The 26289-nt window shown below is 46.4% G+C and carries 21 protein-coding genes and 1 pseudogene; 9 read left to right on the forward strand and 13 right to left on the reverse strand.

Annotated features, from left to right (window positions below):
• Positions 1-1496: 1496 nt before the first annotated feature.
• Positions 1497-2987: pseudogene (locus L4C34_RS04470) on the reverse strand (LysM peptidoglycan-binding domain-containing protein); the annotation flags it as partial.
• Positions 2988-3479: 492 nt separating this feature from the next.
• Here L4C34_RS04470 and L4C34_RS04475 point away from each other — a divergent pair.
• On the forward strand, positions 3480-3932 hold the full coding sequence (locus tag L4C34_RS04475) for a DUF2000 domain-containing protein (protein ID WP_428788153.1): 453 nt from the start codon (positions 3480-3482) through the stop codon (positions 3930-3932).
• A gap of 150 nt (positions 3933-4082) precedes the next feature.
• Here L4C34_RS04475 and L4C34_RS04480 read toward each other — a convergent pair whose 3' ends face one another.
• Positions 4083-4454 (reverse strand): polysaccharide biosynthesis C-terminal domain-containing protein, encoded by a 372-nt coding sequence (locus L4C34_RS04480; protein WP_428788154.1) that lies wholly within the window; start codon positions 4452-4454, stop codon positions 4083-4085.
• Positions 4455-4633: 179 nt separating this feature from the next.
• Complete coding sequence (locus tag L4C34_RS04485) at positions 4634-5506, reverse strand: LysR family transcriptional regulator (protein WP_428788155.1); 873 nt, start codon at positions 5504-5506, stop codon at positions 4634-4636.
• A gap of 199 nt (positions 5507-5705) precedes the next feature.
• Here L4C34_RS04485 and L4C34_RS04490 point away from each other — a divergent pair, with 199 nt between their 5' ends.
• Together L4C34_RS04490 and fghA are read left to right on the forward strand one after the other, a co-directional pair.
• On the forward strand, positions 5706-6854 hold the full coding sequence (locus tag L4C34_RS04490) for an S-(hydroxymethyl)glutathione dehydrogenase/class III alcohol dehydrogenase (protein WP_428788433.1): 1149 nt from the start codon (positions 5706-5708) through the stop codon (positions 6852-6854).
• Positions 6855-6985: 131 nt separating this feature from the next.
• On the forward strand, positions 6986-7825 hold the full coding sequence (gene fghA / locus L4C34_RS04495; RefSeq protein WP_428788156.1) for an S-formylglutathione hydrolase: 840 nt from the start codon (positions 6986-6988) through the stop codon (positions 7823-7825).
• A 23-nt stretch (positions 7826-7848) separates the two neighbouring features.
• Here the strand turns inward: fghA and L4C34_RS04500 are convergent, their stop codons facing one another.
• From L4C34_RS04500 to L4C34_RS04515, 4 genes are all read right to left on the reverse strand, one after another.
• The gene (locus tag L4C34_RS04500; protein ID WP_428788157.1) at positions 7849-8880 is read right to left on the reverse strand and encodes an FUSC family protein; all 1032 of its coding nucleotides are present in this window, start codon (positions 8878-8880) and stop codon (positions 7849-7851) included.
• Entirely contained in the window at positions 8877-9785 is a 909-nt protein-coding gene (locus tag L4C34_RS04505) for a 1-aminocyclopropane-1-carboxylate deaminase/D-cysteine desulfhydrase (protein WP_428788158.1), read from the reverse strand. Before L4C34_RS04505 ends, L4C34_RS04500 begins: the two co-directional genes overlap by 4 nt.
• Positions 9786-9922: 137 nt before the next feature.
• On the reverse strand, positions 9923-11191 hold the full coding sequence (locus tag L4C34_RS04510) for a sensor histidine kinase (protein ID WP_428788159.1): 1269 nt from the start codon (positions 11189-11191) through the stop codon (positions 9923-9925).
• Between the two features lie 2 nt (positions 11192-11193).
• The gene (locus L4C34_RS04515; protein WP_428788160.1) at positions 11194-11868 is read right to left on the reverse strand and encodes a response regulator transcription factor; all 675 of its coding nucleotides are present in this window, start codon (positions 11866-11868) and stop codon (positions 11194-11196) included.
• A 155-nt stretch (positions 11869-12023) separates the two neighbouring features.
• Between L4C34_RS04515 and L4C34_RS04520 the strand changes: the two genes are divergently transcribed.
• The 3 genes from L4C34_RS04520 to L4C34_RS04530 are packed head-to-tail and all read left to right on the forward strand — an operon-like array spanning position 12024 to position 14882.
• A complete protein-coding gene (locus L4C34_RS04520) occupies positions 12024-13043 on the forward strand; it encodes a glycosyltransferase family 2 protein (RefSeq protein WP_428788161.1) in 1020 nt (339 codons plus the stop codon).
• Positions 13040-14452, forward strand: a complete 1413-nt coding sequence (locus L4C34_RS04525; RefSeq protein ID WP_428788162.1) for an ArnT family glycosyltransferase — start codon at positions 13040-13042, stop codon at positions 14450-14452. The genes L4C34_RS04520 and L4C34_RS04525 overlap by 4 nt, the downstream gene beginning before the upstream one ends.
• Positions 14442-14882: a GtrA family protein gene (locus L4C34_RS04530; RefSeq protein WP_428788163.1), complete on the forward strand. Its 441-nt coding sequence runs from the start codon at positions 14442-14444 to the stop codon at positions 14880-14882. The genes L4C34_RS04525 and L4C34_RS04530 overlap by 11 nt, the downstream gene beginning before the upstream one ends.
• 66 nt (positions 14883-14948) lie before the next feature.
• Here the strand turns inward: L4C34_RS04530 and L4C34_RS04535 are convergent, their stop codons facing one another.
• A complete protein-coding gene (locus L4C34_RS04535) occupies positions 14949-15389 on the reverse strand; it encodes a bleomycin resistance protein (RefSeq protein WP_428788164.1) in 441 nt (146 codons plus the stop codon).
• A gap of 442 nt (positions 15390-15831) precedes the next feature.
• Here L4C34_RS04535 and psrA point away from each other — a divergent pair, with 442 nt between their 5' ends.
• From psrA to fabV, 3 genes are all read left to right on the forward strand, one after another.
• Positions 15832-16473: a TetR family transcriptional repressor PsrA gene (gene psrA / locus L4C34_RS04540; RefSeq protein ID WP_428788165.1), complete on the forward strand. Its 642-nt coding sequence runs from the start codon at positions 15832-15834 to the stop codon at positions 16471-16473.
• An 81-nt stretch (positions 16474-16554) separates the two neighbouring features.
• Positions 16555-18837: an acyl-CoA dehydrogenase gene (locus tag L4C34_RS04545; RefSeq protein WP_428788166.1), complete on the forward strand. Its 2283-nt coding sequence runs from the start codon at positions 16555-16557 to the stop codon at positions 18835-18837.
• Between the two features lie 217 nt (positions 18838-19054).
• A complete protein-coding gene (gene fabV / locus L4C34_RS04550; protein WP_428788167.1) occupies positions 19055-20257 on the forward strand; it encodes an enoyl-ACP reductase FabV in 1203 nt (400 codons plus the stop codon).
• Positions 20258-20483: 226 nt separating this feature from the next.
• Here fabV and L4C34_RS04555 read toward each other — a convergent pair whose 3' ends face one another.
• From L4C34_RS04555 to L4C34_RS04575, 5 genes are all read right to left on the reverse strand, one after another.
• Positions 20484-22166: an aspartate:alanine antiporter gene (locus tag L4C34_RS04555; RefSeq protein ID WP_428788168.1), complete on the reverse strand. Its 1683-nt coding sequence runs from the start codon at positions 22164-22166 to the stop codon at positions 20484-20486.
• 265 nt (positions 22167-22431) lie between these two features.
• Entirely contained in the window at positions 22432-22695 is a 264-nt protein-coding gene (locus L4C34_RS04560; protein ID WP_428788169.1) for a GrxA family glutaredoxin, read from the reverse strand.
• Between the two features lie 126 nt (positions 22696-22821).
• Positions 22822-23676, reverse strand: a complete 855-nt coding sequence (locus L4C34_RS04565) for a MurR/RpiR family transcriptional regulator (RefSeq protein ID WP_428788170.1) — start codon at positions 23674-23676, stop codon at positions 22822-22824.
• A gap of 315 nt (positions 23677-23991) precedes the next feature.
• Complete coding sequence (gene panP, locus L4C34_RS04570) at positions 23992-25638, reverse strand: pyridoxal-dependent aspartate 1-decarboxylase PanP (RefSeq protein WP_428788171.1); 1647 nt, start codon at positions 25636-25638, stop codon at positions 23992-23994.
• Positions 25639-25747: 109 nt separating this feature from the next.
• Positions 25748-26266, reverse strand: coding sequence for a hypothetical protein (locus L4C34_RS04575; RefSeq protein ID WP_428788172.1), 519 nt, complete (start codon positions 26264-26266; stop codon positions 25748-25750).
• Positions 26267-26289: the final 23 nt, after the last annotated feature.

Genomic DNA, 26289 nt, shown 5'->3' on the forward strand with positions numbered 1-26289 from the left:
TGTAGAGTGGCACGCTCAGGGTGGCCTGCTGGCAGAATTTTAAACTGGTTGTTAATGCTTTGCCAGTTTTTCACCTGTTGCGAAAGGTGGCCGCGAAAATCTACGGCTTGCTGTTGGTAGCCATGGTTAACGGCCAACTTGCCCGTGGTGAGTTGGTCTAGGCTCCATGTCATGCTGGCGACGGAGAACGCAGCTCGCGCGTTGCCAGTGCGCATAGCGACTCCTAGCAGTGCATAGTAGGTTTTTTGAAATGCTATGCCTGCTACATGACTAAAGCCATTGGCTGAAAGCTTGGCGGCGGCACCTGCCAGTTCACCCGCGGTATTGACGGTAGTGCTCATTGCGCCGATGACACTGTTGATCAGCTTATCTAGTGGTACAGCAGTGGCTTGTGTTGCTTTGTGCAGCGCGGATTCATTATCGCTGCTAATCCCCATTACGCTATCGACGGCGGCAATCGCGCCAGAGAGCGGAATGCCGTCTCTGGAGAGTTGGAAAAAATCGGTGTCGCTGACCAGTTCGTTGGCTTTGGTGTACAGTTCAATAGAAAACAGAGTGGGTGCGAGCGCCATCAAGTTGTCTGGGTTTTCTTGGAAGAGCGCCTCGGCCAGTTTGCCTTTAAGGTCGTCATCTAAGGCGCTATTGCTAATCGCAGGTAGAAGCTCGCCGAATAAATCGATGAGGTGGGCCATGTGTTTACTGTTGAGTAAGTCTATGCCAAAGTTTTGAGGCTCGACCCCTAAAGTGCGCACAGCGGTGAGCAAAGATTCGCAGGCGCTGGCAACTTCGGAGTAATAGGTTACTTGGTCTTGAATATATTGCGGATAAAACGCATCAATGCCTTGCCAGTTAATTTGAGAATGCACTCGGCGCCGCTCAACGTATTCATCGACATAGGGTTCTACGTCAGTGAAACCCAATTTTTGCAACGTCGCATTGGCTTCCTCGTAGTTCTGCACTGCTTCTTGAGAAGCGGTCAATAAAGCATTACGTTGATTATCAGCCAGTGTCGACGGGCTGTCTTTAAGCAACGCCATTTGCTGAAGAAAGTAGTGGTATTCTAAGCTGATGTCTAATGCATGCTCGAATTCTCCCAATTGTTCAGGCTGAATATCTGGCATCTTATCTTGTGGAATTTGCACGCGAGCAATGGCGCGCACTGTCTCCGCCATGACCACCTTATGATGCGTTTCATCGTCTGGCGTGGTCATCAGTAGCGGGGTGAGCAACTGCAAATACAAATCGTTGATGTCGCCTAGCGGATCGTCGAGGGCGACAAATCTTTGTTCTAAGCCAGTGGGCACTTGATAAGTGTAGCTGAGCAAGCTCTTGGGAGACAGCACGCTCAAAAATTCACTTGGATTTTGACTCGCTTTGTCAAAGGTGGCGCTAGAGCGATTAAAGCTGTGATCAGCTTGTTGCGCTTCGTTGACATCGGAGACGTAGTCTTCTATTTGGCGAATATCGGCTTGGTTCTGGGCGCCAGAAGCGGAATCGAGCTTACGCAGGTATTTATCGCGGGCATCAGGGGTGCTGGTGTAATAATCGGCGATGCGATCTGTCCAGCGTTGCACCGAATATCCGAGATAATATTGCCGTTCGGTGGCGCAGAGGAGGTGGCCATTGGTTGGCTTCCCTTTCGCCGTTGCGCGCTCTTCGGCAGTGTTTCCTTCAAATTGATACAGCTCGCCGAGGGTGACTTGGTACTCTTCTAGTTGCCAAGTATCTTCGTTGGGTTTTTGCGATAGGGCATAACACCAGCCGTCACGAAGCTGGCGCAATGTATAAGGCACGTTATCGGATTGAAATACGCCGCCGGGGAAGGTTTTGTCGTCTGAAATTGGGTGCTCGGCCTTGCCGTCAGCATCACGCGTATCGACAGCATAACGCACCAGTGAAATCGCCATATGAGTTTCAGCACTGGCTTCCGCGACTTTGACAACCGGAAACACGGACTTTTTCCGAGCGAGGAAAGAGGCATTCGCTAGGCCCTTAGCCATCATAACGGAAAGCGCAGGGTAGGCGACGTCACTGCCGTGGTTATACACCGAAACCGGCGCGAGGAAGAGGGTGTCCCCTTCTTCTAGTTCGGCGCGTCGGTCACGCCAGTAAGGGTTTAGTGTGAGCAGGTCGTCGAGGCTGAGGTTATTGTCGCCAGCAATGGATGACAGAGTATCCCCCGTTGCGACTCGGTACTTTTTACGTTGGCCAGTGTTTTCAGTTAACGGAATGAGCTGCGTCATATCGAGCTTCACGCCATGTTGGTCGAGAAAAGCGCTGTCGATGTCGCTCATAGCATCGTTGTCGAGCGCGTCCTTACGATAAAGTACATACTGGTCGCTAACCACTTGTCCGCCACGTTTCCAGAGTGCTAATAAGAAATCACTGCCAAAAGGGGTCGCGGGATCGGGATTCATGGCTCCATCTGAACTTTGTGTGACTTGGAACAGAGAACTTTTCCCCCCTTGGTAGCGGTATTCGTTAACGAAGGTACCATCAATGAAATGATAGAGAAATCCTTCCGTTGGCATACCTAACTGGGTACCCATCTGCACAGCAAAGCGCACTGGCACAAACGCCTCTTCTACTTGCACTTGATCTTTAGGTTGTGGCACAACATCAAGTAAGTTGTAGGTTGCGCTTGGATTTTGTTTCCAGCGCATTAACAAGCGTTTGGCTTCATATTCTTGGACCTGACAGGTCACATAACAATGCTGGCCATGGTTCACTTCTGACCATTGAGAAATGGCCTTTTCGGCTTTGGTCGTCGCCAGAGCAAAACCCAGCTTTCCGCCAATTTCTTGAAGAAACGGTTCGCGTTGACAAGCAACTTCCATCCGATAAGCGAGTGTCGGCTCAGGCTCTTTCTCAGAGACAGGTGGGAGCGGTGCGGGTAACACTACATCCTCTTCTATCGGGGTGTAACCTGCGCTGGGAATGAGGTGTTGAATCTCATCGGAATCGTCTGGGAAGTAATTAAACGGCATGGGCTTCTCATACTCGCTGCGGATATAAATTTGAGTTGGATTTTACCGAATAACAGGTCGTTATGCTCTAGGCATATGAATCTAATTGATTGGCGTTTTGCCTGTTTGCCTAGGCATTTTACCTAAATGGTCATTAATGTGATCCATATCTCAATATTGCTGGGTAATGTTTATGTTAAGACGTGAGCCAGTTATTTCTTTTACGAATTTTTCTCGATTTTTTGCCGTTATCCCAATGGCCCTAACAAAGTGCCAGTAAAAATACAGTATGGTATTTGGCTGTAAATGTTAACAAACAGTGACATCTTTGTGGGTTGTTGTAAAAATTCAATGCTATCAATGAGTAAGAAGTCGGTGCCTATTATGATTCAAACGCAGTCACCGGAAATCAGGCTGCTCTCTAAGAAGAGCAAACCCGAATAAAAAGCTGCACTGGGCTAAATGTGTATTGATGACACAATAATATGAAAGCTATATGAAAAAGGATGACTCATGTCGATAGCTACAAAAGACCATACCCTACATACTAATAATAAAAAATTTGTTGCAATCTTGAACAAGCGCGCGGAATTAGGGATGCAGCTTAACGCACTGGCGCATTTGTCGCTCTCTATTGGAACACTGTCTAAAACACAGGGAGAGTCGCCAAGTTTTGCTGATTACGTTGATCACTCTGACGTCACCCACCCAAATATCTCCGATCACCCGTTTGTTGTGCTCAAGGCACATAACTCGACCAAATTGCGTGAATTACGCCAGAAATTTGAGAGTTTGGATCTGCCAGTGACCGACTTTACTCACCTAATGGCTCAAGGTGACACTAGACAGAGAATGGCATTAACCACGGAAACGGAAGAGCAAGATCTGACCTATCTGGGTATATGCACGTTCGCTGAGGCTGACGTGGTGGATCAACTCACCAATGAATTCAGTGCCTATCAGTAGAGTTCCTGGAATATGGCAGTAATGTCGTATTGATCTGGAAATGAGCTAGATAGATTAATAGGTAGAAATTAAATAGAGCGCCATAAGTGATAGGCGCTCTTTGTATAGAGCGAAGATTACTTCCAAATTCTAAGCAATCTCGCAGCGCAGTTACACCTGCTCTCGGATCACATCTGCTTTAATGTCAGCAATAGAGTTGTTCTCTAGCACCAAAATGTCGGAGTTAGCAAACATGTTGTGCACTACGTATGGTGAGATTTCAACGACAGATTGTGGCGGTACGATAATTTCTTTTACTTCATCAGACTCGACATGACGGTATTTGATAAGCGCTTCACCTTGCAACAATACGAACGTTTTTAGGTTGGTGCCTTTATTTTTTCCTTCGTGATAGCTGTTGCCGCTCAGCGTGCCCTGTTTACGAGTGATATAAACGAATTCGCCGTAATCTTTGACGGAAAATGATTTGGTTTCGCCGCGCTCGTCGCTGCCAATTGGGTTGAATTCTGTCACTTTGATCATAGTGTTGTTCCTTTATTAACGGCTTTATTTCTCTTATCAGATTGCGAAATACATCTGTTTTGATCACAGAGGATAAGAAAGAATATATGAGAAAGCACGCATAGTAACGTATCGGCTAAGCCTCAGTAAAGGCCTGATAACTCGGATAGCTTTGGTGGTTAATCAGAAAGCTTTTGTAGTTAATCAGGAAGCTGTTCAGCTAGGAAATCTAATAATAGGCGAACTTTGGTGGAAAGGTGACGACTGCTTGGATACAGTGCCCACACCCCTTCGCGTTCGCAGCGATAGCTAGGGAGCACTTCGATGAGCGTATTGGTGGCTAAATCCTCTTTGACATAATAATCTGGCAATTGCACTAGTCCTAACCCTTTTCGCGCCGCGTCGTGCAGCGCATAGCCGCTATTACACTTCACGCGCCCAGTAATACGCAGTGATTTTTCTCTTCCTTGTTCATTAAAGCGCCAATAGTCTACCGAGCCACGTAGGCACTGGTGCCGATTGAGCTCCGATAGAGTGTGCGGCTCACCAAATCGCGCCAAGTAATCATGGCTGGCACACACATAAAGCTGGCGGCTGGATAGCCGTTTCGCTTTCATACTGGAGTCTTCTAGTTTGCCTAGGCGAATGGCGCAATCGATGCTGTTTTCGATGAGATCCAATTTTTGATTGGTGAGAATAAGTTCAATTTCAAGCTGAGGATATTGAATTAAAAATTCGTTGATCAAGGGAGCGAGATGCTGCTCGCCATACATCACGGAGGCGGTGATTTTGATTAAACCTTTTGGCGCCGTTTGCATTTGAGTGACCGCCAGTTCAGCCAACTCCAATCCTTCGACTAAATGCTGGCATTGGTGGAAATACACTTGCCCTGCATCGGTTAGGGTGACGCGGCGAGTCGTGCGGTTAAATAGTTTCACCGCTAAGCGATCTTCTAATGCCGCTACGCGGCGACTGACTTGGGCGACCGAGGTGGAGAGCTGTTGGGCTGCTGCTGTAAAACTATGGTGCGCCGCCACGGCGACAAATTCGCTAACGCCTTCCCAATTTGCCACACGCTTCCCCTCTATCATCAGTTTTCTAGACTCGGCTTTCTATTCGCAAGTGTAGCAATTATTACAAATACGTAAAAATGATTTTCAATCTAGAGGGATTATCACAGCCCAGAAACAAACTATACTAGACCCACTTAATAAGCAGCGGCGAAAAGAAAACTTGTTGGCCGCTTAGATTTTGATAGAAAAGGAAACAATGATGGCACTTGAAATTAAACCAGGTCAAGAATTCATAAAATCGAAAGCAGCCGTTGCTTGGGCAGCAGGCGAGCCACTTAAAATGGAAGAAGTGGACGTGCAATTGCCGAAAAAAGGCGAGGTATTGGTACGTATCGTGGCAACGGGTGTGTGTCACACTGATGCGTTTACTTTGTCTGGTGATGATCCTGAGGGTATCTTCCCATCTATCCTTGGTCATGAAGGCGGCGGTATTGTCGAAATGATTGGTGAAGGTGTCACTAGCGTATCCATCGGCGATCATGTGATTCCTCTTTACACTGCTGAATGTGGCGAGTGTAAATTCTGTAAATCGGGCAAAACGAACTTGTGCCAAGCGGTACGTGAAACACAAGGCAAAGGCTTGATGCCAGATGGCACAACGCGTTTTTACAAAGATGGTCAGCCAATTTATCACTACATGGGCTGTTCAACGTTCTCGGAATATACGGTCCTACCGGAAATTTCTTTGGCGAAAGTGAATCAAGAAGCGCCATTGGAAGAAGTTTGCCTACTGGGTTGTGGTGTAACAACGGGTATGGGAGCCGTGCTTAACACGGCGAAAGTCGAGAAAGGCGACACGGTGGCGATATTTGGTTTAGGCGGCATTGGTTTGTCTGCGATCATTGGCGCACGTATGGCGGGCGCAAGTCGCATCATTGGTGTTGATATCAATGAAAGTAAATTTGATCTTGCGAAGCAACTTGGTGCAACCGATGTCATCAATCCACAGAAATTCGACAAGCCTATTCAAGAGGTGATTGTTGAGATGACAGACGGCGGCGTTGACTATTCATTTGAATGTATTGGCAACGTGAACGTGATGCGTCAAGCATTGGAGTGCTGCCACAAAGGTTGGGGTGAATCTGTGATTATTGGTGTTGCAGGCGCAGGCCAAGAGATTTCAACGCGTCCATTCCAATTGGTGACAGGTCGTGTATGGCGAGGCAGTGCATTTGGCGGCGTGAAAGGTCGTTCAGAGTTGCCAGAGATTGTAGAGCGTTACATGGCTGGTGAGTTTGGCTTGCAAGAGTTTATCACTCACAACATGGGCTTAGCAGATGTGAACGAAGCGTTTGATCTTATGCACGAAGGCAAAAGTATCCGTACCGTTATTCATATGGATAAGTAGTTAGCGCCGTTAATCGGTTTCGTTAATTTCCATTAATTGGTTTATGAATTTATGAAGTACGCGCGCTGCATGGTCAATTGCGGCGCGTTTTTTTGTGCACATATCATTTGAAAATTTGTCGAGGAAGTATCATGTCGATAGACAATATTAGCCAAAATAAGGTTTTTGGTGGCTGGCACAAACAATATAGCCATCAATCTACTGCGTTGAATTGTTCAATGCGCTTTGCGATTTTCTTACCGCCAAATGCGAAAGCGTCTGAGCCTGTTCCAGTTTTGTATTGGTTGTCTGGCTTGACCTGTAGCGATGAAAACTTCATGCAAAAAGCAGGGGCGTTTCGTATGGCGGCTGAGCTTGGCATTGCGATTGTCGCGCCCGATACCAGCCCGCGCGGCGAGGACGTTGCCGACGACGAAAGTTATGACTTAGGCCAAGGGGCGGGATTTTACATCAACGCAACTCAAAGTCCTTGGGCGAGCCATTACCAAATGTACGACTATGTCACTGAGGAGCTGCCTGCGATCATCGAAACGCATTTTCCCGTATCAAAGGTGAGATCGATTGCTGGGCACAGTATGGGCGGGCACGGCGCTTTGGTGATTGGTCTGCGCAACGCTGACAAGTTTCGTTCTATCTCAGCTTTTAGCCCAATTTCGCACCCAATACAGTGTCCTTGGGGCCAAAAAGCATTCAACGCGTATTTAGGGAGCGATGTTGAACAATGGCGACAATACGATGCGGTAGAATTGCTGAACCAAGGCAAAGCATCGCAGCCTCTTCTAGTCGATCAGGGTGACGCCGATTCATTCCTCACAGGGCAACTTAAACCTGAATTATTGAGCGCTGCGGCAGATAAGCATCGCACAGACCTGACTCTGAGAATGCAACCGGGTTACGATCACAGTTACTTTTTCATCTCTAGTTTTATTGACGATCACTTGCGTTTTCATGCTAAGAGTTTATTGAGTTGATTCTCATCATTTACGCCACTTAGTTAATGCAAGCTATCTAACTGCCGTTTTTGTTCGAACAGAGTATCTAGGTTTCGTAGCAGTTGCCGTGTGAGCCATAAATAGCCATACGGGCCGAGCTTGAAGTTTGCTTGGTCAAGATCGTCGCTGTGGGCGAGCTTTTTACCCATATCTGATAATACGAGTGGCTCGGGGATGGTGACATCGTCGAGCTCTCCTTTATCTAGCTGGATAAATAGTTCTCCAATACAGTGCTGGTAGTGCTTCAGCTCCTCGTTGTTGAGCAACTGCTGGTGGCCGAGAGAAGAGCTCCAGTGCGTATCGACCAGTTGCTCAACTAAGGCGATTAAGGTTCGCTGGGTCCGTAAATAATCAGTATAGAGTTCGATACAGGTTGCTTGCTCTTTTCCAATGTTTGCTGTCAGATTCGACATTTTTAGATGATCTGTGATCACTTTTTTGCGCAGTTCAACGAGATGGTAGTCGGAAGGCAGGTGGCTAGAGCAGTGCGCTAGGTAGAGCGTTTTGAGGTTCGTATACATTTGTCCAATGAGGTGCTTCCATGCACTGGTAGCACGGATCGGAAATAAGCGTGAAAAAGCCATTGCAATCAGCGCGCCAATCAAAATATTCGTTACTCGCCAGAGGGCCACTGCCAGTTCAGTGTCGCTGTCATCTTGATAGCCGACAATAAGTAATGTCAGTACACACAAAAAAAACAGATAACTGTATTGGCCTTGCATTCTTAGTGTGAGCAGAAAGCAAGCTAGCAAAATCCACATTGGGACCAAGTAGGGCATCTGGCTTGGGAATAGGAGTGTCACTAGCCCTAGTGCTGCGCCAACCAAGGTGCCAACAATACGTTGAAAGCCTTTGTGGACGATGGCGCCATCGTGCGGCTGGATCATCACGACTGAGACGGTGATCGGCCCCCACAGAGAGTGTGGGATCTGAGTGAGATAATCAAAGGCCATCGCGAAGGCCAGTGCGGCGGTGACTCGGATAGCGTGGGCAAATTGTTGGTGGCTGAGTAGGTATTGTTTCACGTATGTCATGAGTGGGTCTTGAATTTTCGTTGGTATCTAGCAAGCATGCTTTGGTTTCCTAGTACGCCACCTTGGTGAATATACAGCAAGGTTCGGTCAGTATTGCTTGGCCACCACGTTTGCAGGCATTGCCACATCATGGGATCGTACAACAAATCAAATTCTACCTCAGTTTCTTCGAGCAACTGTTGCCATACCTCAAAATCTTGTCGATAAAGTTTGCCGAAATGGTGCTTTGAATCGAGTTGCAAAACCTTGGGTTGTGCGGCGTGTTTGCCTAACAGTTCAGTAAATTGCTCTTTCAGGTAGTCGCTACCGCCGACACAAGCGCAGGTAATGAGCTCAATATCGTTATTAAGATGTTTACGCAGAAACGCCGCCGTCGCACCTGTACCGGATGGTAGTGCCACGGTGAGTTTGGGTATCGATTGCTGTTTTGCCCAAGTTTGAATTTCTTCGGCGAGTTCACGCACACCTAGCTCCGCTTGTTGGGAGTAACCACCTTCGGGTACAAATTGGTGCTGATCACTGAGCTGGCAGTGTTTGAGGATATAGTCTTTAGGATGAACGCCGTGAGCGTGCTCAGACACTGTGATGATATTGGCGCCGAGTTCTAATGCAGCTTGATAATTGCCGATGGGATTTTGTTTAAGCCATTCAGGAATGCGATCTACATAGTACTCAAGTTGCCAGCCTTTTAACTGGGCCAGCGCCGCGAGAGAATACAGAGAATTGGCTTGCGCTGAACCGTAGCTGACTAGGGTGGTTATATTAGAGTTCCGCTGGTCGAGAAGCGACATAAATTTGCGTGCTTTATTGCCAGAAAAGTGATGGTGTAACAAGTCGTCACGTTTCAAGAAAAATGTGAAGTCGTTGAAGCGATGCTGGGTTGTCGGGCTGTTGGCGATTTTCATGTGCTAATGCTAATGCTAATGCTAATGCTAATGGTTTGTTTGGTGCGCCCCTGCACAGATAGATAGTAAATGTACTAGGTTATGGCTGCGCTCATGCTGGAGCAAACCTACCTCGATATCAAGTTATTTAGGATATATCAAAGTGAAAATTCAATTTTCGCCACGCAGCCTCTGTTTACGTTCTCTTTAAGGCTAAAAGCCCATCCATAGCGGCGACATAAGTCATCGACAATGAGCAGGCCTAACCCATGCCCATCTTTGTTTGGGGTGGGAAGTAAGCCGTGTCCCTGATCGACGATAGTCAGTTTTTCGCTATCGACGGTGAGGACGATTTGCCCCTCAGGAGTGGCTGCAATGGCATTTCGCAGTAGGTTACCCACCAGCATGTTCATGACGGAGGTAGAAGCGCACACTGTAGGAAGTGAGTGGATTTTCAGAACTATCTGCAGCTCTTTTTGTTCAGCTTGTGCGGAATTTTGTGTAATGATCTCGAGTAACTCATCGTTACTGAGTTCTCGATCTGGGCTGCTATCTTCACTCCGCTCATAGCGAACTAGGCTTAATAAAGCGTCGATCATCGTCTCCATTTGTTGTGACGCCGAATCGATGCGAGTCATTTGTCGAAGTTGGAACGAACTGTGTTCTTGGCGAGAGAGTAGCTTGCTTGCACCTTTGATGATGGTAAGAGGAGTGCGCAGTTCGTGGCTGGCATAGCGCGCGAATGCTTGCTCGCGTTTTATGGTGGTGTGCATATCCTCTCGGTAGCCGTTTATTTTATCCACTAACACCTGAAACTCCTCTGCGGCTTCTGGCAGCATGGTGAAGGGTTGTTGCACATCGCCGCCGAGCTGTTCTAATTGCGCGTGGATATCGTTGAGTGGCGCAATCAGCTTCTTTGATAATCGATTGAGCACGATAGCAAACATCAGGATCAAGCCAAGGATCAGCGCTAAGACTATGGCGCCAGCGTCCGCAAGCTCTGATATGTCGAACTCAATGCGATCGATTTCGAGCACCATCACAATTGGGTACTTTTTGCCTTTGACGAAATAGTGTCCGACGTACATCATGTAGTCGACAGGCAGAGAATCAAAGGCAACTTCATCGAGATAATAGTTTTTGCTCTTGGCGAAATCGCGAAAGGGCTCTGGGATATCGGCATAGTCATTGTATGCGGTGGTCAGGCTATCAATTTTAATTGGCCCTGTTGTGCCATGAGTGAATTTATAAATCGCTTCATCTCGATCAACCATTAGCATTCGCTCACCCGCTTTATCTTCAGACCATTGAAGCGCAAAGATAAAGATCAAAAAAGTGAATAACCCAATGATCAGTGCGATACCCGTAAAAAATAGAGCTAATCGGCCAGTTAAGGTTTTGGTGTGACGAAGCAATCGGCTGGGCATAGTTAGTGTTCCTCTAAACGAAAGCCTATTTTGGGGATTGTGGTTAGCATAGGGATAGGAAAAGGTTTATCGAGCTGGTTACGCAGTTGGTAGATGTGGCTGCGCAACACGTCATTGCTGGGTTCATTTTCCTGCCACAGTTTTTCTGCTATTTCTTGGCGGGTGACAATATCAGGTGCTTTTAAACACAATAGTTCTAGAATCGTATAGGTAGTGGGGTTAAGTGCGAGTGGCTTATCGTCGCGGTAAGCTTGGCGAACTTTCTGATTAATCTTTAAACTGCCAAATTGAAGCATAGAGTGGGAGACCGTGCCTTGATAGCGTTTAATGAGCGCCGTCATCCGCGCTTCTAAAATGTCGAGATCAAATGGCTTGGTCATATAATCGTCCGCGCCGTGTTTAAAGCCGTCTAACATATCTTGTTTGTTGTCTAGGGCAGTGAGCATCAAAACGGGGGTACTATTTCCGGCGTCCCTGAGTTGATTACATACCGTCAGCCCATCCATACGTGGCAGCATTAAATCGAGCAAAATAATATCAAACGGCTGCTCTAGCGCAAGTTTGAGCCCTAACTCGCCATTATCGGCATAATCAAGCTCCATTCCAAGGCTTTCAAAGTAATCAAATAAAATCCCAGCAACTTCTCGATTATCTTCCACTAACAAAATCTTTTTCATCCAATGCTCTACCTTAGTGTTGTGGGGGATCTTCCCACGTTAACGTGAAAAAAACGTGAATCACATTGTTTCGACATCCAAGTTGTTAAAAAGGTCACTCCAGCGACCCCTTTGTCGCAAAAAAATTTGTCATGATATGAATAAGAGTAGTTTGTATGAGCCGAGTAGCCCTATTGCCGAAATCCACAGACAGCCAAGTCGTGCTGTCTGTGGTTGTCCCTTATTACAATGAAGTGGAAGTGCTGACCGAGTTCCATAGCCGATTAATCAAAGTATTGGATGCGCTTCCAGATAGTAGTGAAATCGTGTACGTAAATGATGGCAGCACGGATGGCAGTTTTGAGCTGGTGGAGTCTTTGCCTGTGACAGGAAGTCATGTCGTGAGTTTAAATCTGAGTCGAAATTTCGGAAAAGAGTCGGCAATGAGTGCGGGCCTAGAACATTGTAATGGTTTGGCGGTTTTGTTGATTGATGCTGATTTACAAGATCCACCTGAGCTTATCCCAAGTATGCTTGGCGAGTGGCGCAAGGGATTCGATGTGGTCAATATGCAGCGTATTGAACGTAATGGTGAAAGTTGGCTAAAGAAAAAATCGGCGGCGGTTTTCTATCGTCTCCTAAACTCTTTGTCGGAATCTGATATTCCCGAAAATGTGGGTGATTTTCGCTTGCTAAGCCGGCAAGTGGTAGATCATATCAACAGCATGCCAGAGCGTAATCGTTATATGAAAGGCATGTTTGTGTGGCCGGGTTTTAAACAAACGACCATAGTGTTTAAGCGCAGAGCTCGTCATTCTGGCACCACGAAATGGAATTACTTCAAACTGTTCGGCTTAGCGATAGATGGGATTACGTCGTTTTCAATTAGTCCGCTTCGCTTTGCGACCGTCGCGGGGGGATTAGTGGCTGCCAGTGCCTTCTTTTACGGGTTAGCGATCGTGATTAAAACGTTGGTTTTTGGTGAAACCACCCAAGGCTATCCATCAATGATGGTGGTGGAATTAGCCTTGGGTGGTATTCAGCTGCTCAGCATTGGTTTGCTCGGTGAATACATTGGTCGCATTTTTATAGAAACCAAGCGCCGACCTCTTTACATTATTCAGTCTGTGTCGGAGCGTGCGAGCAAGGCGCAGAGTGTGGGGCAAGATTTGCCAGTAATGGAGAAACGCGCATGAGGACTGGGCGCTATTTCTTATGGGGCATAGTCGTTACCACCTTCGCCATCCGGTTGATCTCATTGGGGCTGTATCCACTGATGGATACCACGGAGGCCAGATATGGTGAGATGGCAAGGATCATGGTGCAAACTCACAACTGGCTAACGCCACAATTTGATTATGGGGTGCCATTTTGGGGCAAGCCGCCTTTATTTGCCTGGATGAGCGCCATCGGGATCAAGCTGTTTGGGCTGAGCGAATTTAGCGTGCGGTTTCCTCATTGGTTAGCCGGAGTCGCCGTACTCGGTTTGATGGCCTTTTTCTCTCGTCGCGTCGGTGTCGATGCGCTGCGTACCGCTGCTATTTTGGCGAGTTGCGGTATCTTTGTTGTTTCAGCTGGCGTGGTAGAAACGGACATGGCGTTGACGTTGGCAATGACTATGGCCATGGTCGGGTTTTACTTATGCTGGAGCGAAGGTAAGCAAAGCTGGGGCTATCTAGGTTTTGTTGGGCTTGCGATTGGTTTGTTGGCGAAAGGGCCACTAATTATCGTCTTAGTTGGTCTTTCTGTTATGCCGTGGCTCATGTTAGAGCATGGCTTTATCGGCTCCTTTAAAGTGCTTTGGCGGCGTTTTCCTGTCGTTGGCGGCAGCGTGCTGATGTTGGTGATTGCTTTGCCTTGGTATGTGATGGCCGAACGCGCGACCCCAGGATTTCTCGATTATTTTCTATTAGGGGAATACGTTAAACGTTTTCTTGATAGTGGCTGGAAAGGCGACTTGTATGGTACTGCACACCAGCATCTGCGCGGCACTATTTGGTTATACTGGCTTTATGCTGCTCTGCCATGGTCGGTCATTCTGCCGATTGTATTATGGGTGAAGCGGCGCTCTGTACGAACTAAGCAGCCTGAAGGAAGTCGTTTAGTGAGCTTTTTGCTTTGCTGGATATTGTCGCCGTTACTGCTGTTTACGTTGGCTGGGAATATTTTGCCTGCTTACGTGCTGCCGGGTATTCCTGCGGTGGGGATATTGATGGCTGCGCTGCTTTCCGATAGCGATCTGGAAAAAAAATGGTTTAAATCTGCGGCAAGCCTAGTCCCTGTGTTGCTGATTGGTGCCTTGGTTTACATTCATTATGATGTTGGCCCAGTGCGCAGTGATAAGGTGATTTTTGAGCATGCAAATAACAAACTGCCGACTTATTACGTCAGTCATCGCACTTTTTCAGGCCAATATTATAGTCATGGTAAGGCGTTACAGCTGACATCCAAAATTGATTTATCAGCTCTGAATCAGTTTCAATTAGTCGGGGAAGGGCAACAAATTGAGCGCTTGATCAAACACGATAAACTCACCTGTGAGATGAAGTTTTCAGCGCCGAGTCATCGTTCACTGTATTTATGCAGCAATGCTTATGTCAGTTAGTCGATTGCCAACAAATCCGCTGTTTAGGTTTGCTTTGGTCGGCAGCATAGGCTTTTTGGTCGACAGTCTGGTGTTTGCGCTGGTTTTATATGGTGCTCACTGGAGTTTAATGCTGGCTAGAGTCGCGGCGTTTGTTTGCGCCGCGACCACCACTTGGCTAGGTAATCGACACTTTACCTTTTCTGCCAGCATGAAAGAGGGGTGGAAGACACAATGGCTGAAATCCTTTTCGAGCGCTCTGTTTTCGGCAATACCGAACTTGCTGTTTTTTCACGTTACGGTTCAATTATTGGGGGAACGCGGACTAGCGCCAATGGTTGCTCTCGTGGTGGGCGTGTTGGCGGGAATGATCAGTAACTTTACTTTGAGTAAATTCTGGGTGTTTAGCGTGCAGAAAAGAGGGCTCTTCGGGCGGATTAATTTATTATAAAAGAACCGTCATCTTGCACAGTATCTTATTCAAGGGGACGGTTTACTCGTATACCTGTCTCTATACTCAAGCGTCTGATTGACCAAGTTTTTGTTTCTCTCCTAAGAATTGTGAAAAGCGCAACAAATAACCATCTGGGTCTTGGACCAAAAATTCTCTCTGTCCTGAAAAGCACGTGCCTTGGTCGTACCATTCATCTTTTAGATCGCGAAAAAGTAAGACGCCTGCCGATTTAAGACGTTGGTACACGGGGCTAATATCGTCTAACTCAATCTGAAAGTTGACGCCTCGGCCTAAGGGCGCGCCAGGCTCTCCAGTATCCCAACTGCCAGTATGTACCTCTTCAAGCATTATTTGGACCTGTCCGCTCTCTAGGTAAGCAAAATTAGGGTCGCTACGCTGGTTTCGGATGTCGAATCCAAGAAGGTGGCAATAAAAAGATAAAGACAGGTCAAAATCACGGACCGATAGCTCAGGTACCATAGGGTTCCAGTAGACGTTACTCATAATATCCTGATTTAAAGCGGGTTTGATGTGTCAATGTTATAGCACGACGGAACGCGCGCGCAAAATAAGTATTAGAGATATGTATGTGTAGCAGCGACTAGAGAAAAGGCAAAAAAAAGCCCAGAATGAAAAGTTATTCTGGGCGGATACAAATATAGGAGTTAAATAAGAAAAAGCAGTGTAAATAGTAGTTACATTAAGGACCGAAGATACATTCAGCCAGACTCTCATTGCTCTTGCTAATTACAATAAATCAGACTCTGCCAATTCCAAACAGTTCCATTTTTTTTATAAAAACTTCATCTAATTTTTTTCTTTTGTCATTTTCTATGTCGAACGCCAACAAAATTAGCCTGTTACAGCCAAAACTGTGATGTTAACCAGTTGTTAATCTTGGTCGGTGGGGTATATTTCAAACATATGTTTAATACGGCTGATTGAAATGGTAGTACGCAGTAATACGAAAGAGAAAGGAACCAAGAACAAAATCTTGGATGTGGCAGAAGTGTTGTTTGCCGAGCATGGTTTTAATGCTACCTCGTTAAGAACCATCACGAGTAAAGCTGGCGTTAATTTGGCATCGGTGAATTATCATTTCGGTGACAAGAAAACCTTGGTGCGCGCAGTGCTAGATCGATACTTAGAAGCGTTTATGCCAGCTGTCGAACGCACCCTCGGCGAATTGAATCAGCGCCAAGATTACACAATGACAGAAGTTTTTGAATCTTTGCGTGAACCGTTAGAGATGCTAAATACGGTTCGCCCCCATGGAATGAGCCGGTTTATGTTGCTGATTGGGCGCGGCTATACCGATGTTCAAGGGCACTTACGTTGGTTTATCACCACGCGTTACCAAGACGTATTGGCGTTGTTTACCCAATCTGTGATGATCGCGAACCCTAAACTGTCACCAAGCACCTTGTTTTGGCGTTTGCATTTCACCTTGGGTACTTGCGTATTTACCATGGCGTCCAGCCAAGCACTACTAGAAATCGCGGAAAGCAATTATCAACAGTCAATGAACGTAAATGCTGTTGTTGATCAACTGATTCCGTTTTTATCCGCCGGAGTGGCTGCAGACTAGGTCGCAATTGCCATTTACCGCCTAAACTTACTTAGTAAAGTCGTCCTCTGGGTGACCATTCGTGAACAAAAGGATCTGAACATGTGCTCTTTGAGAAGAAAATGGGTTAGTGACCCTGCTTTTAAGACATTTAAGAAAATCTTACCGCCGCTTTCCAATACCGAGAAAGAAGCGATGGAAGCAGGGAGTGTCTGGTGGGATGGTGAATTGTTTTCTGGTAGTCCAGATTTCACTAAGCTGCATCAATATCACAAACCACAATTAACTGATGAAGAACGTTCATTTATGGACAACGAGTTGGAAACCTTGCTCGGCATGCTTGATGACCATCAGATCGTGAAAAAGGATAGAGATCTACCGCCTGAGGTGTGGGAGTACCTGCGCAAGGAACAGTTCTTCTCTCTGATTATTTCTAAGGAATACGGCGGACGTCAGTTCTCGGCGCTGGCGAATTCGACGATTGTTTCACGTATCGCAACGCGAAGCATCAGTGCCGCAGTGACCGTCATGGTGCCTAACTCTTTAGGCCCGGGCGAGTTGCTCTCTCACTATGGGACGCAAGAGCAGAAAGACTATTGGCTACCGCGATTGGCAGACGGCACGGATATTCCGTGTTTTGCTTTAACGGGGCCGGAAGCGGGGTCTGATGCGGGCGGTATCCCAGATGCGGGAACAGTTTGTTACGGTACTCATGAAGGCAAAGAAGTACTGGGCGTAAAAGTGAGCTGGAATAAACGTTATATTACATTGGCGCCGGTTGCGACTGTGCTGGGATTAGCCTTTAAAATGTACGATCCTGATCACTTGCTGGGCGACAAGGAAGACATCGGCATCACGTGTGCCTTAATTCCAGCCTCTCATGAAGGTGTTGAAATTGGCGAACGTCATGATCCACTTAGTCTTGCATTTATGAACGGGCCGACTCGCGGTGAAGATGTGTTTATCCCGTTAGAGTGGTTGATTGGCGGGGCAGATTACGCCGGTAAAGGTTGGCGGATGCTGGTGGAATGTCTATCAGCAGGGCGTGGTATTTCATTGCCAGCATTAGGTACAGCGATTGGCCATCTCACTTCTAGAACCACTGGTGCGTATGCGTATGTGCGCAAGCAGTTTGGCATGTCAATTGGTAAGTTTGAAGGCGTGGCACAGGCGATGGGCCGCATTGGTGGATTAACTTATCTGCTAGAAGCAACCCGAACTCTGACCACAACGGCGTTAGACCTGAAAGAGAAGCCGGGGATCGTGACAGCGATTGCTAAATACCATATGACGGAAATGGCGCGCACTATCTTGAATGATTCGATGGATATTCATTCTGGTCGAGCAATTCAAGAAGGGCCAATGAACTACTTGTCGTCTCACTATCTTGGTGTACCAGTGGCGATCACGGTGGAAGGGGCGAATATTTTAACCCGAAACTTAATGATCTTTGGCCAAGGTGCAACCCGATGTCACCCTTATGTATTGAAAGAAATGACTGCGGCGGCGAACCCAGACCTTGCTGAAGGAGCGGAAGATTTTGATGAACTGTTATTTGCGCATATTCGCCACGCGATGGGTAATACCGCGGGCAGTTTCTTCGCAGCGCTGACGGGCTCAAAATTTATTTCTTCACATATGTCAGGGCCGACTCAGAAGTACTACAAGGACTTAACGCGTTTGAGTAAAGCATTGGCGGTGAGCGCTGACTTTGCCATGCTAACGTTAGGTGGCGACCTTAAGCGTAAGGAGATGATCTCTGCACGTTTGGGTGATGTATTGAGCTACCTATATATGGGCTCAGCAGCGCTGAAAAAATATGAAGATGAAGGGCGTCAGCAGCAAGATCTTGAGTTTGTTAATTACGCACTGCAGCATTGCTGTTATCACGCTGCTAAAGCGCTACAGGAAGCCTACAACAACTTCCCGAAAAAATGGGTTGGGCCGCTTCTTAAAGGACTTGTCTTCCCAATCGGTAACCACTTTAAACAACCTTCGGACGATTTAGCACTTAAAATTGCCGATAGTTTGATGACACCGGGGGCGCAGCGCGATCGCTTAACTCACTTGTGCTACATAGGGAAAGACGATGACGACAGCATTGGTCTAGTTGAGAACGCCTTTCTGGCTATGTATAGCGTGCGTCCACTTGAGCGGAAACTACTCAATGCGGTGAAAGAGGGCAAAGTGGATCGTAAAGGCCCATTACAGACTCGTCTAGCACAAGCACTAGAAACTGGGGCACTGACTGAGCAGGAAGTCGATCAAGTGTTAGAGGCAGAGAAGCTTCGTTATCACGCGATTCAAGTGGATCACTTCAGCCATGATCTTTCTGAGGTGAAAACAGGTCACCCTGAAAAGCCCAAATTGAACAGCGTAGCTTAAACTACAAGTTGAACAGTGTCGCCTAAACTAATAGGTAGGGTGTAGAAGCTAAACTTGAAAAAGCATCACGTTGTGGTGCTTTTTTATAGGTTTTGGTTAGCACTTTATAGGTTCGAGTGGTCAAACCAGAACCCTAGATATGTGAAATTTGAAGAAACTAGATGAGATTTAAGCTCGAACCTTTTATCCTTACAAAGTTTTTTTAAGGAAGTTGAATATGATCATCAAACCTAGAATTCGTGGATTCATTTGTACAACCACTCATCCAGTCGGTTGTGAAGCGAATGTCCAAGAGCAAATTGCTTACACTAAAGCAAACGGCCCGATTAAAAATGCGCCAAAGCGCGTATTGGTTGTAGGCGCATCTAGCGGCTACGGCTTGTCTTCTCGTATCGCTGCAGCATTTGGTGGCGGCGCTTCGACTATCGGTGTTTTCTTCGAAAAAGAAGGGACTGAGAAAAAGCCAGGCACTGCGGGTTTCTATAACTCTGCAGCTTTTGAAAAGCTGGCGAAAGAAGAAGGCTTATACGCAAAGAGCCTAAACGGTGACGCTTTCTCAAATGAAGCGAAGCAAAAAACCATTGATTTGATCAAAGAAGACTTAGGTCAAATTGATCTTGTGGTTTATTCATTGGCTTCTCCTGTTCGTAAGATGCCTGAAACTGGCGAAGTCATTCGTTCAGCGCTTAAGCCTATCGGCGAAACTTACACCGCAACGGCTGTTGATACCAACAAAGATGCAATCATTGAAGCGAGCATTGAGCCTGCGACTGAGCAAGAGATCCAAGACACTGTAACTGTTATGGGCGGTGAAGATTGGGAACTTTGGTTAGCAGCGCTTTCTGAAGCAGGCGTTCTGGCTGATGGTTGTAAGACCGTTGCCTATAGCTACATCGGTACTGAGCTGACTTGGCCAATTTACTGGGATGGCGCACTAGGCCGTGCAAAAATGGACCTAGATCGTGCAGCTTCAGCTCTGAACGCTAAGCTTTCTGCTACTGGCGGTAGCGCAAATGTTGCGGTACTTAAGTCGGTTGTTACTCAGGCAAGCTCTGCAATTCCTGTAATGCCACTTTACATTGCGATGGTGTTCAAGAAGATGCGTGAAGAAGGCGTGCACGAAGGCTGCATGGAGCAAATCTTCCGTATGTTTAGTGAGCGCATGTACAAAGAAGATGGCTCGGCCGCAGAAGTGGACGATAAGAATCGTCTACGCCTGGATGACTGGGAGTTGCGTGAAGATATTCAGAAACACTGCCGCGAGCTTTGGCCTCAAGTAACTGCAGAAAACTTGAAAGAGTTGACTGATTACGTTGAATATAAAGAAGAGTTCTTGAAACTATTCGGTTTTGGCGTTGAAGGCGTAGATTACGCAGCTGACGTAAACCCAGCGGTTGAAACTGATTTCATCAATATCTAATCGCTAGATATTAGTTAGGTTTGATGCAGTTGTAATAGAACAATTGGTTGCAATAGATCAATGGTAATAAAAAAGGCACCTTTCGGTGCCTTTTTACGTTTTGAGTGTTTCGTCCTAAAAGACGTTTATTGCTAACTAGTTTATTGCTAACTAATTGCTAACTGCTAGTTGGTTACTAGCTGATTGATAGCTGGTTACTAACTGACTGCTAGTAGCGGGAAAGCGGTCAACTCAAGATAATCATTACAGTACCCGCTAGAGTCATCAATATATTGGCGATGGTGTAGGTTCCGGCATAACCTAGAGCAGGGATGGTCGATTTCGTTAAGTCGTTAACGATATCCATCGCTGGCGCGCAGGTTCTTGCCCCGATAATGGCGCCAAATAGCAACGCACGGTTCATCTTTAACACATACGCGCCCACTAGATAGGCTAAGACCACCGGGACTACACTGATCACTAAAGAAAGACTAATGATCTGTAGGCCATTTTGCGAAAAGTGATCAAACATCTTACCACCAGCACTTAGCCCCAGCCCCACCATGAAGACCATCAAACCGAGCTCTTTGACCATATTCAGTGCCCCTTGGGGAACGTAGCCAAAAGTCGGGTGGTTCGCTCTTAAAAATCCAAGAGTGATGCCAGACAGTAACAGGCCAACGGCATTACCCAAACCAAAGGAGACTTGGCCAAAGGTCATGGTAATAAGACCCAACAAAATACCGAAAATGAAGAAGCTGCAGAAGGCAAACAAATCAGCAAGTTGACTGTGAATCGCGATGAAACCAATTTTTTCCGCTAAACCATGGACACGGCTTTTCTCACCACTGACCTGAAGTACATCGCCTTTGGCAATTACAATGTCTAGATCCATTGGCATTTCTATTTGGGCCCGCACGACTCGGTTTAAGAAACAGCCGTATTCTGACAAGTTAAGATCTGATAGGCGTTTACCCACCATACTATCGCTTTTAACCACGATTTCTTCTTCAACAACACGCAGGTCGAGTAGGTTACGATCGAAAACTTCCTTGCCGTTGCGAAAGCTAGGGTCGAGTCTAGCGTGGCTGTCTGGAAAGCCTACTAATGCAATTTCATCGCCTTCCTGCAAGATGGCGTCACCGTCAGGGTGGGCGAGGATACCATTACGGCGGATACGCTCGATATAGCAGCCAGTTTGGCGGTAGATACCCAATTCACGCAGGTTTTTACCGCCAGTCCAGTCGACTAGCTCTGGGCCCGCTCTATAGGCGCGAATGATAGGTAAATAGACTTTACGCTGCCCTGAGCCGCCTAAGCCACGCTCTTTGGCAATCTGCTGGGCAGAATCCGATAAGTTTTGTCGTTGCAGTTTTGGTAGCAGCTTGGCGAACATGATCATACTGATCAAACCGACAAGGTAGGTCATCGCATAACCGACGGACAGGTTCTGCATCACCACTGCGAAGTTGGTGTTGTGCGGAATGGTCGCGAGACCAGAGTTAAGGGCGTCTTGTGCACCTACCAACACTGGGGTCGCGGTCATGGCACCGGCCATCATACCCGTCATCATACCTAAATCGAGGCCAAAGAAGTGACCAGAAAAATAGGTTATGGCAATGGAGGTGACAATTACCGTCATGCTCAGGATGAAGTAGTGCTTACCATCACGAAAAAAGATACCGAAGAAGTTAGGGCCTGCTTCAATGCCTACACAATAGATGAATAGCATGAAGCCGATGGTTAGCGCTTCTGCGTTAAAAGAAAAGCCTAAGTGACCTAAAATAAGTGAGGTCAGTAGAACACCAATGGAGTTACCTAATTGGAAACTGCCAAAGCGGATTTTACCTATCGCTAAGCCAATGGCCAATGCGACAAACATGAGTAGGATAGGATTTTGTTGAAGCAAATGTACGACGTCTATATTCACAGCACGGCTCTGTTTTATGCCAGCAGGTTAAAAAAACACACTATAACGTAATAGTGTAAATGAAGTATGAGGATTGTATCTGAATCGTGCAAAAACGTAAGGGGAATTTGAGTGTTTTACTATGAATTATTTTGACGCGTGGGGAGTAGTTTTTCTAATAAAAAAATCCGCGGCAATAGCCACGGATTGAATTGATACCTAGTGATCGGAAGGCAATTCACCAATGAGATTGGTCGCCTTACCGATTTGGGAGCTCAGCAGGTGCTTAAGCGAAAAGGCCTAGGTTTTCTTTTGCGTATGCTTCAAATTCGTCACAGCCGCCAATATGATCTTGATCGATAAAGATTTGCGGCACAGTTTCAACAGGTTTACCGACTGTTTTTTCTAGATCGGCTTTGCTGATACCTTCAGCGTGAATATCAACATAGCGATAGTTGAAGTCGTCGCGATCTGCTTTAAGTGTCTCAGCGTATTCTTTCGCACGAACACAATATGGGCAACCTGGGCGTCCAAAGATGACTACAAACATAAAATTCTCTCCGCTTGGTAATTTGACTGCAACTATGCCTGATCCCGAATAGGAAATAAAGCCACAATTACCTCTTAGTACAATAGAGAAAACCTATCAAATGAGAGTAAATCGGCTTATTTTGGATTACAACTGGGATAACTTGTCGTAGCGAGAGTCTTTTAGAGCATCTTTGACTCGGCGGAGATTGCGTCTAAAACCTGAGCCTCTGCGTAGAGTAAAACCTGTTGCCAGTACATCAATGACCGTCATTTGTACAACTCGGCTGGCCATCGGCATATACACGTCTGTGTCTTCTGGTACATCCAAAGTGATAGATAGTGAGCTCGCCTTATCGAGTGGTGAATCTTTCGCGGTGATGGAGATAACCGTGGCACCATTTTCTCTCGCTAAATTCGCGATCTCAACTTGGCTTTTGGTTCGCCCTGTATGGGAGATCAGCACAATCACATCGTTGTCTGAGCTGTTAATGCAGCTCATCCTTTGCATCACAATGTCTTCAAAACACGTAATCGGGATGTTGAAACGGATAAACTTATTTTGTGCATCTTTGGCCACAGCTGACGATGCCCCAAGGCCAAAGAACGAAACACGCTTCGCTTGGGTGAGTAAATCCACCGCGCGATTAATTTGCATGGAGTCTAGGCTGTTTTTCGCCACATCTAAGCAGGCCATCGTGGATTCGAAGATCTTATGCGTATAGGCATCAGGGCCGTCATCTTCTTCCACGTTGCGGTTCACATATGGCGTTCCATTTGCCAAGCTTTGCGCTAGGTGCAATTTAAAATCGGGGAAGCCTTTAGTATCGAGGCGACGGCAAAATCGATTGACAGTAGGTTCACTGACATCGGCCATTTTCGCCAAGGTGGCAATACTGGAGTGGATGGCCGTTTGAGGGGAAGCCATGATCACCTCAGCCACTTTTCGCTCAGATTTGCTAAAGTTTTCTAGGTTTTTCTGTATTTTTTCTAATGTATTCATAGAGTTCACAATAGCGAGACACAACAACTTGTTGGCGATCTAAATTAAATTGATTGGAAAAGGAAAAAAACTGTTTCCGAAAAAAGTGATATCAAACCAACATCGTGTGGTCAGTATAACGCAAGCACCGATTTACAGTAATTTTTATACAAAACAAATATTGAGAATATGATTTGCTTCAAACTAAATTCTCAGAAAACTACACTAACTGTTATCGAGGCGTGTTCGAAGGCGAAAAGGTGATCCGATGTGATAGCTGGCTTACAACATGAAGAAATAAACTTTCAGTATGCTGTAAGCCAGTAGGCGAGCACTTTAACCGACGACGATTTGTTCAGTCAAAGCACTAATTCGAGCCATAAGGTTCGGCGCTTGCACGGCGATCTCTCGTTGCTCATCCAGTACCGACTGCAAAATATCCAATGTGGTAAGAGGGTTAGCAAGTACAACTCGAAATACAATGACGTCTATATGCTGCCAGCGTTGTGGAGTGAGTTTGGTTCGTGAGACAAACGATTTCCCCGTTTCGCGTTGGCGCTTTTGAATGAACTTTGTGAGCTCATTTAGAAGTTCATTAAGCTCTTTTTTCTGTCCATTTGTTGCCAAAGAAAGTGCTCTAGCAACCTTCTTAGGAACATACCGATACGTTAACAAACATAATTCAGGCTCAGAAACGAGTTCAAAATCATCTTGCTTTTCAATCAGCTCTGCAAAGTATTGCGCTTTTTCTATTCCTTGATTGATGAGTAGCTCATAGCCTGGTCGGCTAATAATATTCATCGCGGCATAGACTAGCATCGCCATTCCTGAGCGAGATCCTTCCAGAGTTCGACTGCCTAAATCTTTTGAACCTTGACGCAGGATATACTGTGCATGATGCTCAATTGCGTCCATGGCACATGGATCTTTAAATAGAACCATGCCAGCGCCCATCGGTATATAGAGCTGTTTGTGTGCATCAATGGTCACTGAGTCAGCTAACTCTATTCCTTGCAGCAACTCTCTATACTGGTTTGACATCAAAGTCGCGCCGCCCCAAGCCGCATCGACGTGGAAGTGACACTGTTCTCGGTGACAAATCTCCGCAATGTCTTGCAGTGGGTCGATGTTACCGGTTTCTGTGGTACCCGCGACACCGATAACGGCAATAGGCTTGATATTCTGAGCCTTGAGTTCAGCCAGTTTATTTTGCAAATCGGCAGGGCAGAGTCGATTATTGTTGTCTGTTTTCACCGAGACTAGGCCTTCTTGACCAATGCCAAGGATATCGGCCGCCTTTTTCAGTGAGTAGTGACCTCGCTCCGACACGACTATCGCTAATCCGTTGTAGCCATAGTGTTTCATTGCTTTGAACAAGCCTTCTCGCTCAACACCTTTAAAATCGTTATTGGCTTTTAGGACATTGTTTCTTGCCACCCATAGCGCAGTGATGTTGGCTATAGTCCCACCTGAGCAAAATGCGCCGAGTGAGTGGTTAGCACTGTGCATCCAGCTTTGATAAAAGTCGTCTTTTTGATCGTAGATTAAGCGATGCAACATCCCGAGCACTTGGCGCTCTAGCGGCGTAAAGGCTTTCGACGTTTCGACTTTAACCAAATTCTGATTCAACGCAATCATGATTTTAGACAGCGGCATTAGGAAATACGGTAAAGCCGACGTCATGTGACCAATAAAGCTTGGTGAAGACGTATGCACCGAGTGGGCAACTAATGTATCTAGCAGATATTCGGTGTGCTGTGAGACAAACTCAGGTTGCTCGGGGATCGCCGGATTGGAGAAATTCTTCTCTATTTCTTTAAGTGGTTTTTCTTCGGCTACGATATGCTCACGCAAAAACTCATTTAGGTTTTGTGAAAGCTTTTGCTCAATTTGAGTGAGCGTGGAGTCGGGTCCTTCGGGAACGGTGAAGATACGAAGTAGACTTTCGAAACTCACGTCAGCCGTTTTTTGTTCTGATACCATACAGCGTCAAAGTTGTCGTTATTCTGAATAAGGCCGACAATCTAAACGAAAAAATCATCAAAGTCCCGTATTTATTCGAGAACTGGCGAAGAATAAGAGCTAAACCCAATTATTTACATAGGGTTAAGTCTATTTTTGTGATGGAAGTATTATATTTGTTTAAGGCGGTCCCAATGATGTTTGGGTTGCTTAAAATTTGGCTAAACGCGGAACGTAACTGGTAATTTTGTTGATTTGGCGCTTTTTGACGGTCGTTGTAGGTCAATTTCGCTGCTTTTCCGAGCTCATCGTCCCGTTTTGCAAGCTGTTTGACATCTTGTTGGCTCAGTTTTAGCCAATGCTCAACGGGCTGCTCGAGGGTGACTTTACTTGGGTCTGTGTAGAGGTAGTAGTTAAATGCAACGCCGCTGAGATCAAAGTGGTGCTGTCTACTGATAAGAAATTGTTGGCCGACTTGTTTGAGATCTGGGTTTCTATCGGTGGTGATGTTGATGAGATCTCGGTACCAGTCTAGTGAAGCGTCTAGATAGGCATGATATTTATTTTGTAGGCACTGGTCCATCTTTGTACCTGCTTGGGCAAAAGGCGCTAGAGAGCAAAGCAATGTTAGAGATAGGTATCGCTTCATGGACTGTCCTTGTCGTCGACGGT

Origin of the sequence: Vibrio profundum (assembly GCF_050337555.1) — a bacterium.
Classification (GTDB): Bacteria; Pseudomonadota; Gammaproteobacteria; order Enterobacterales; family Vibrionaceae; genus Vibrio; species Vibrio profundum.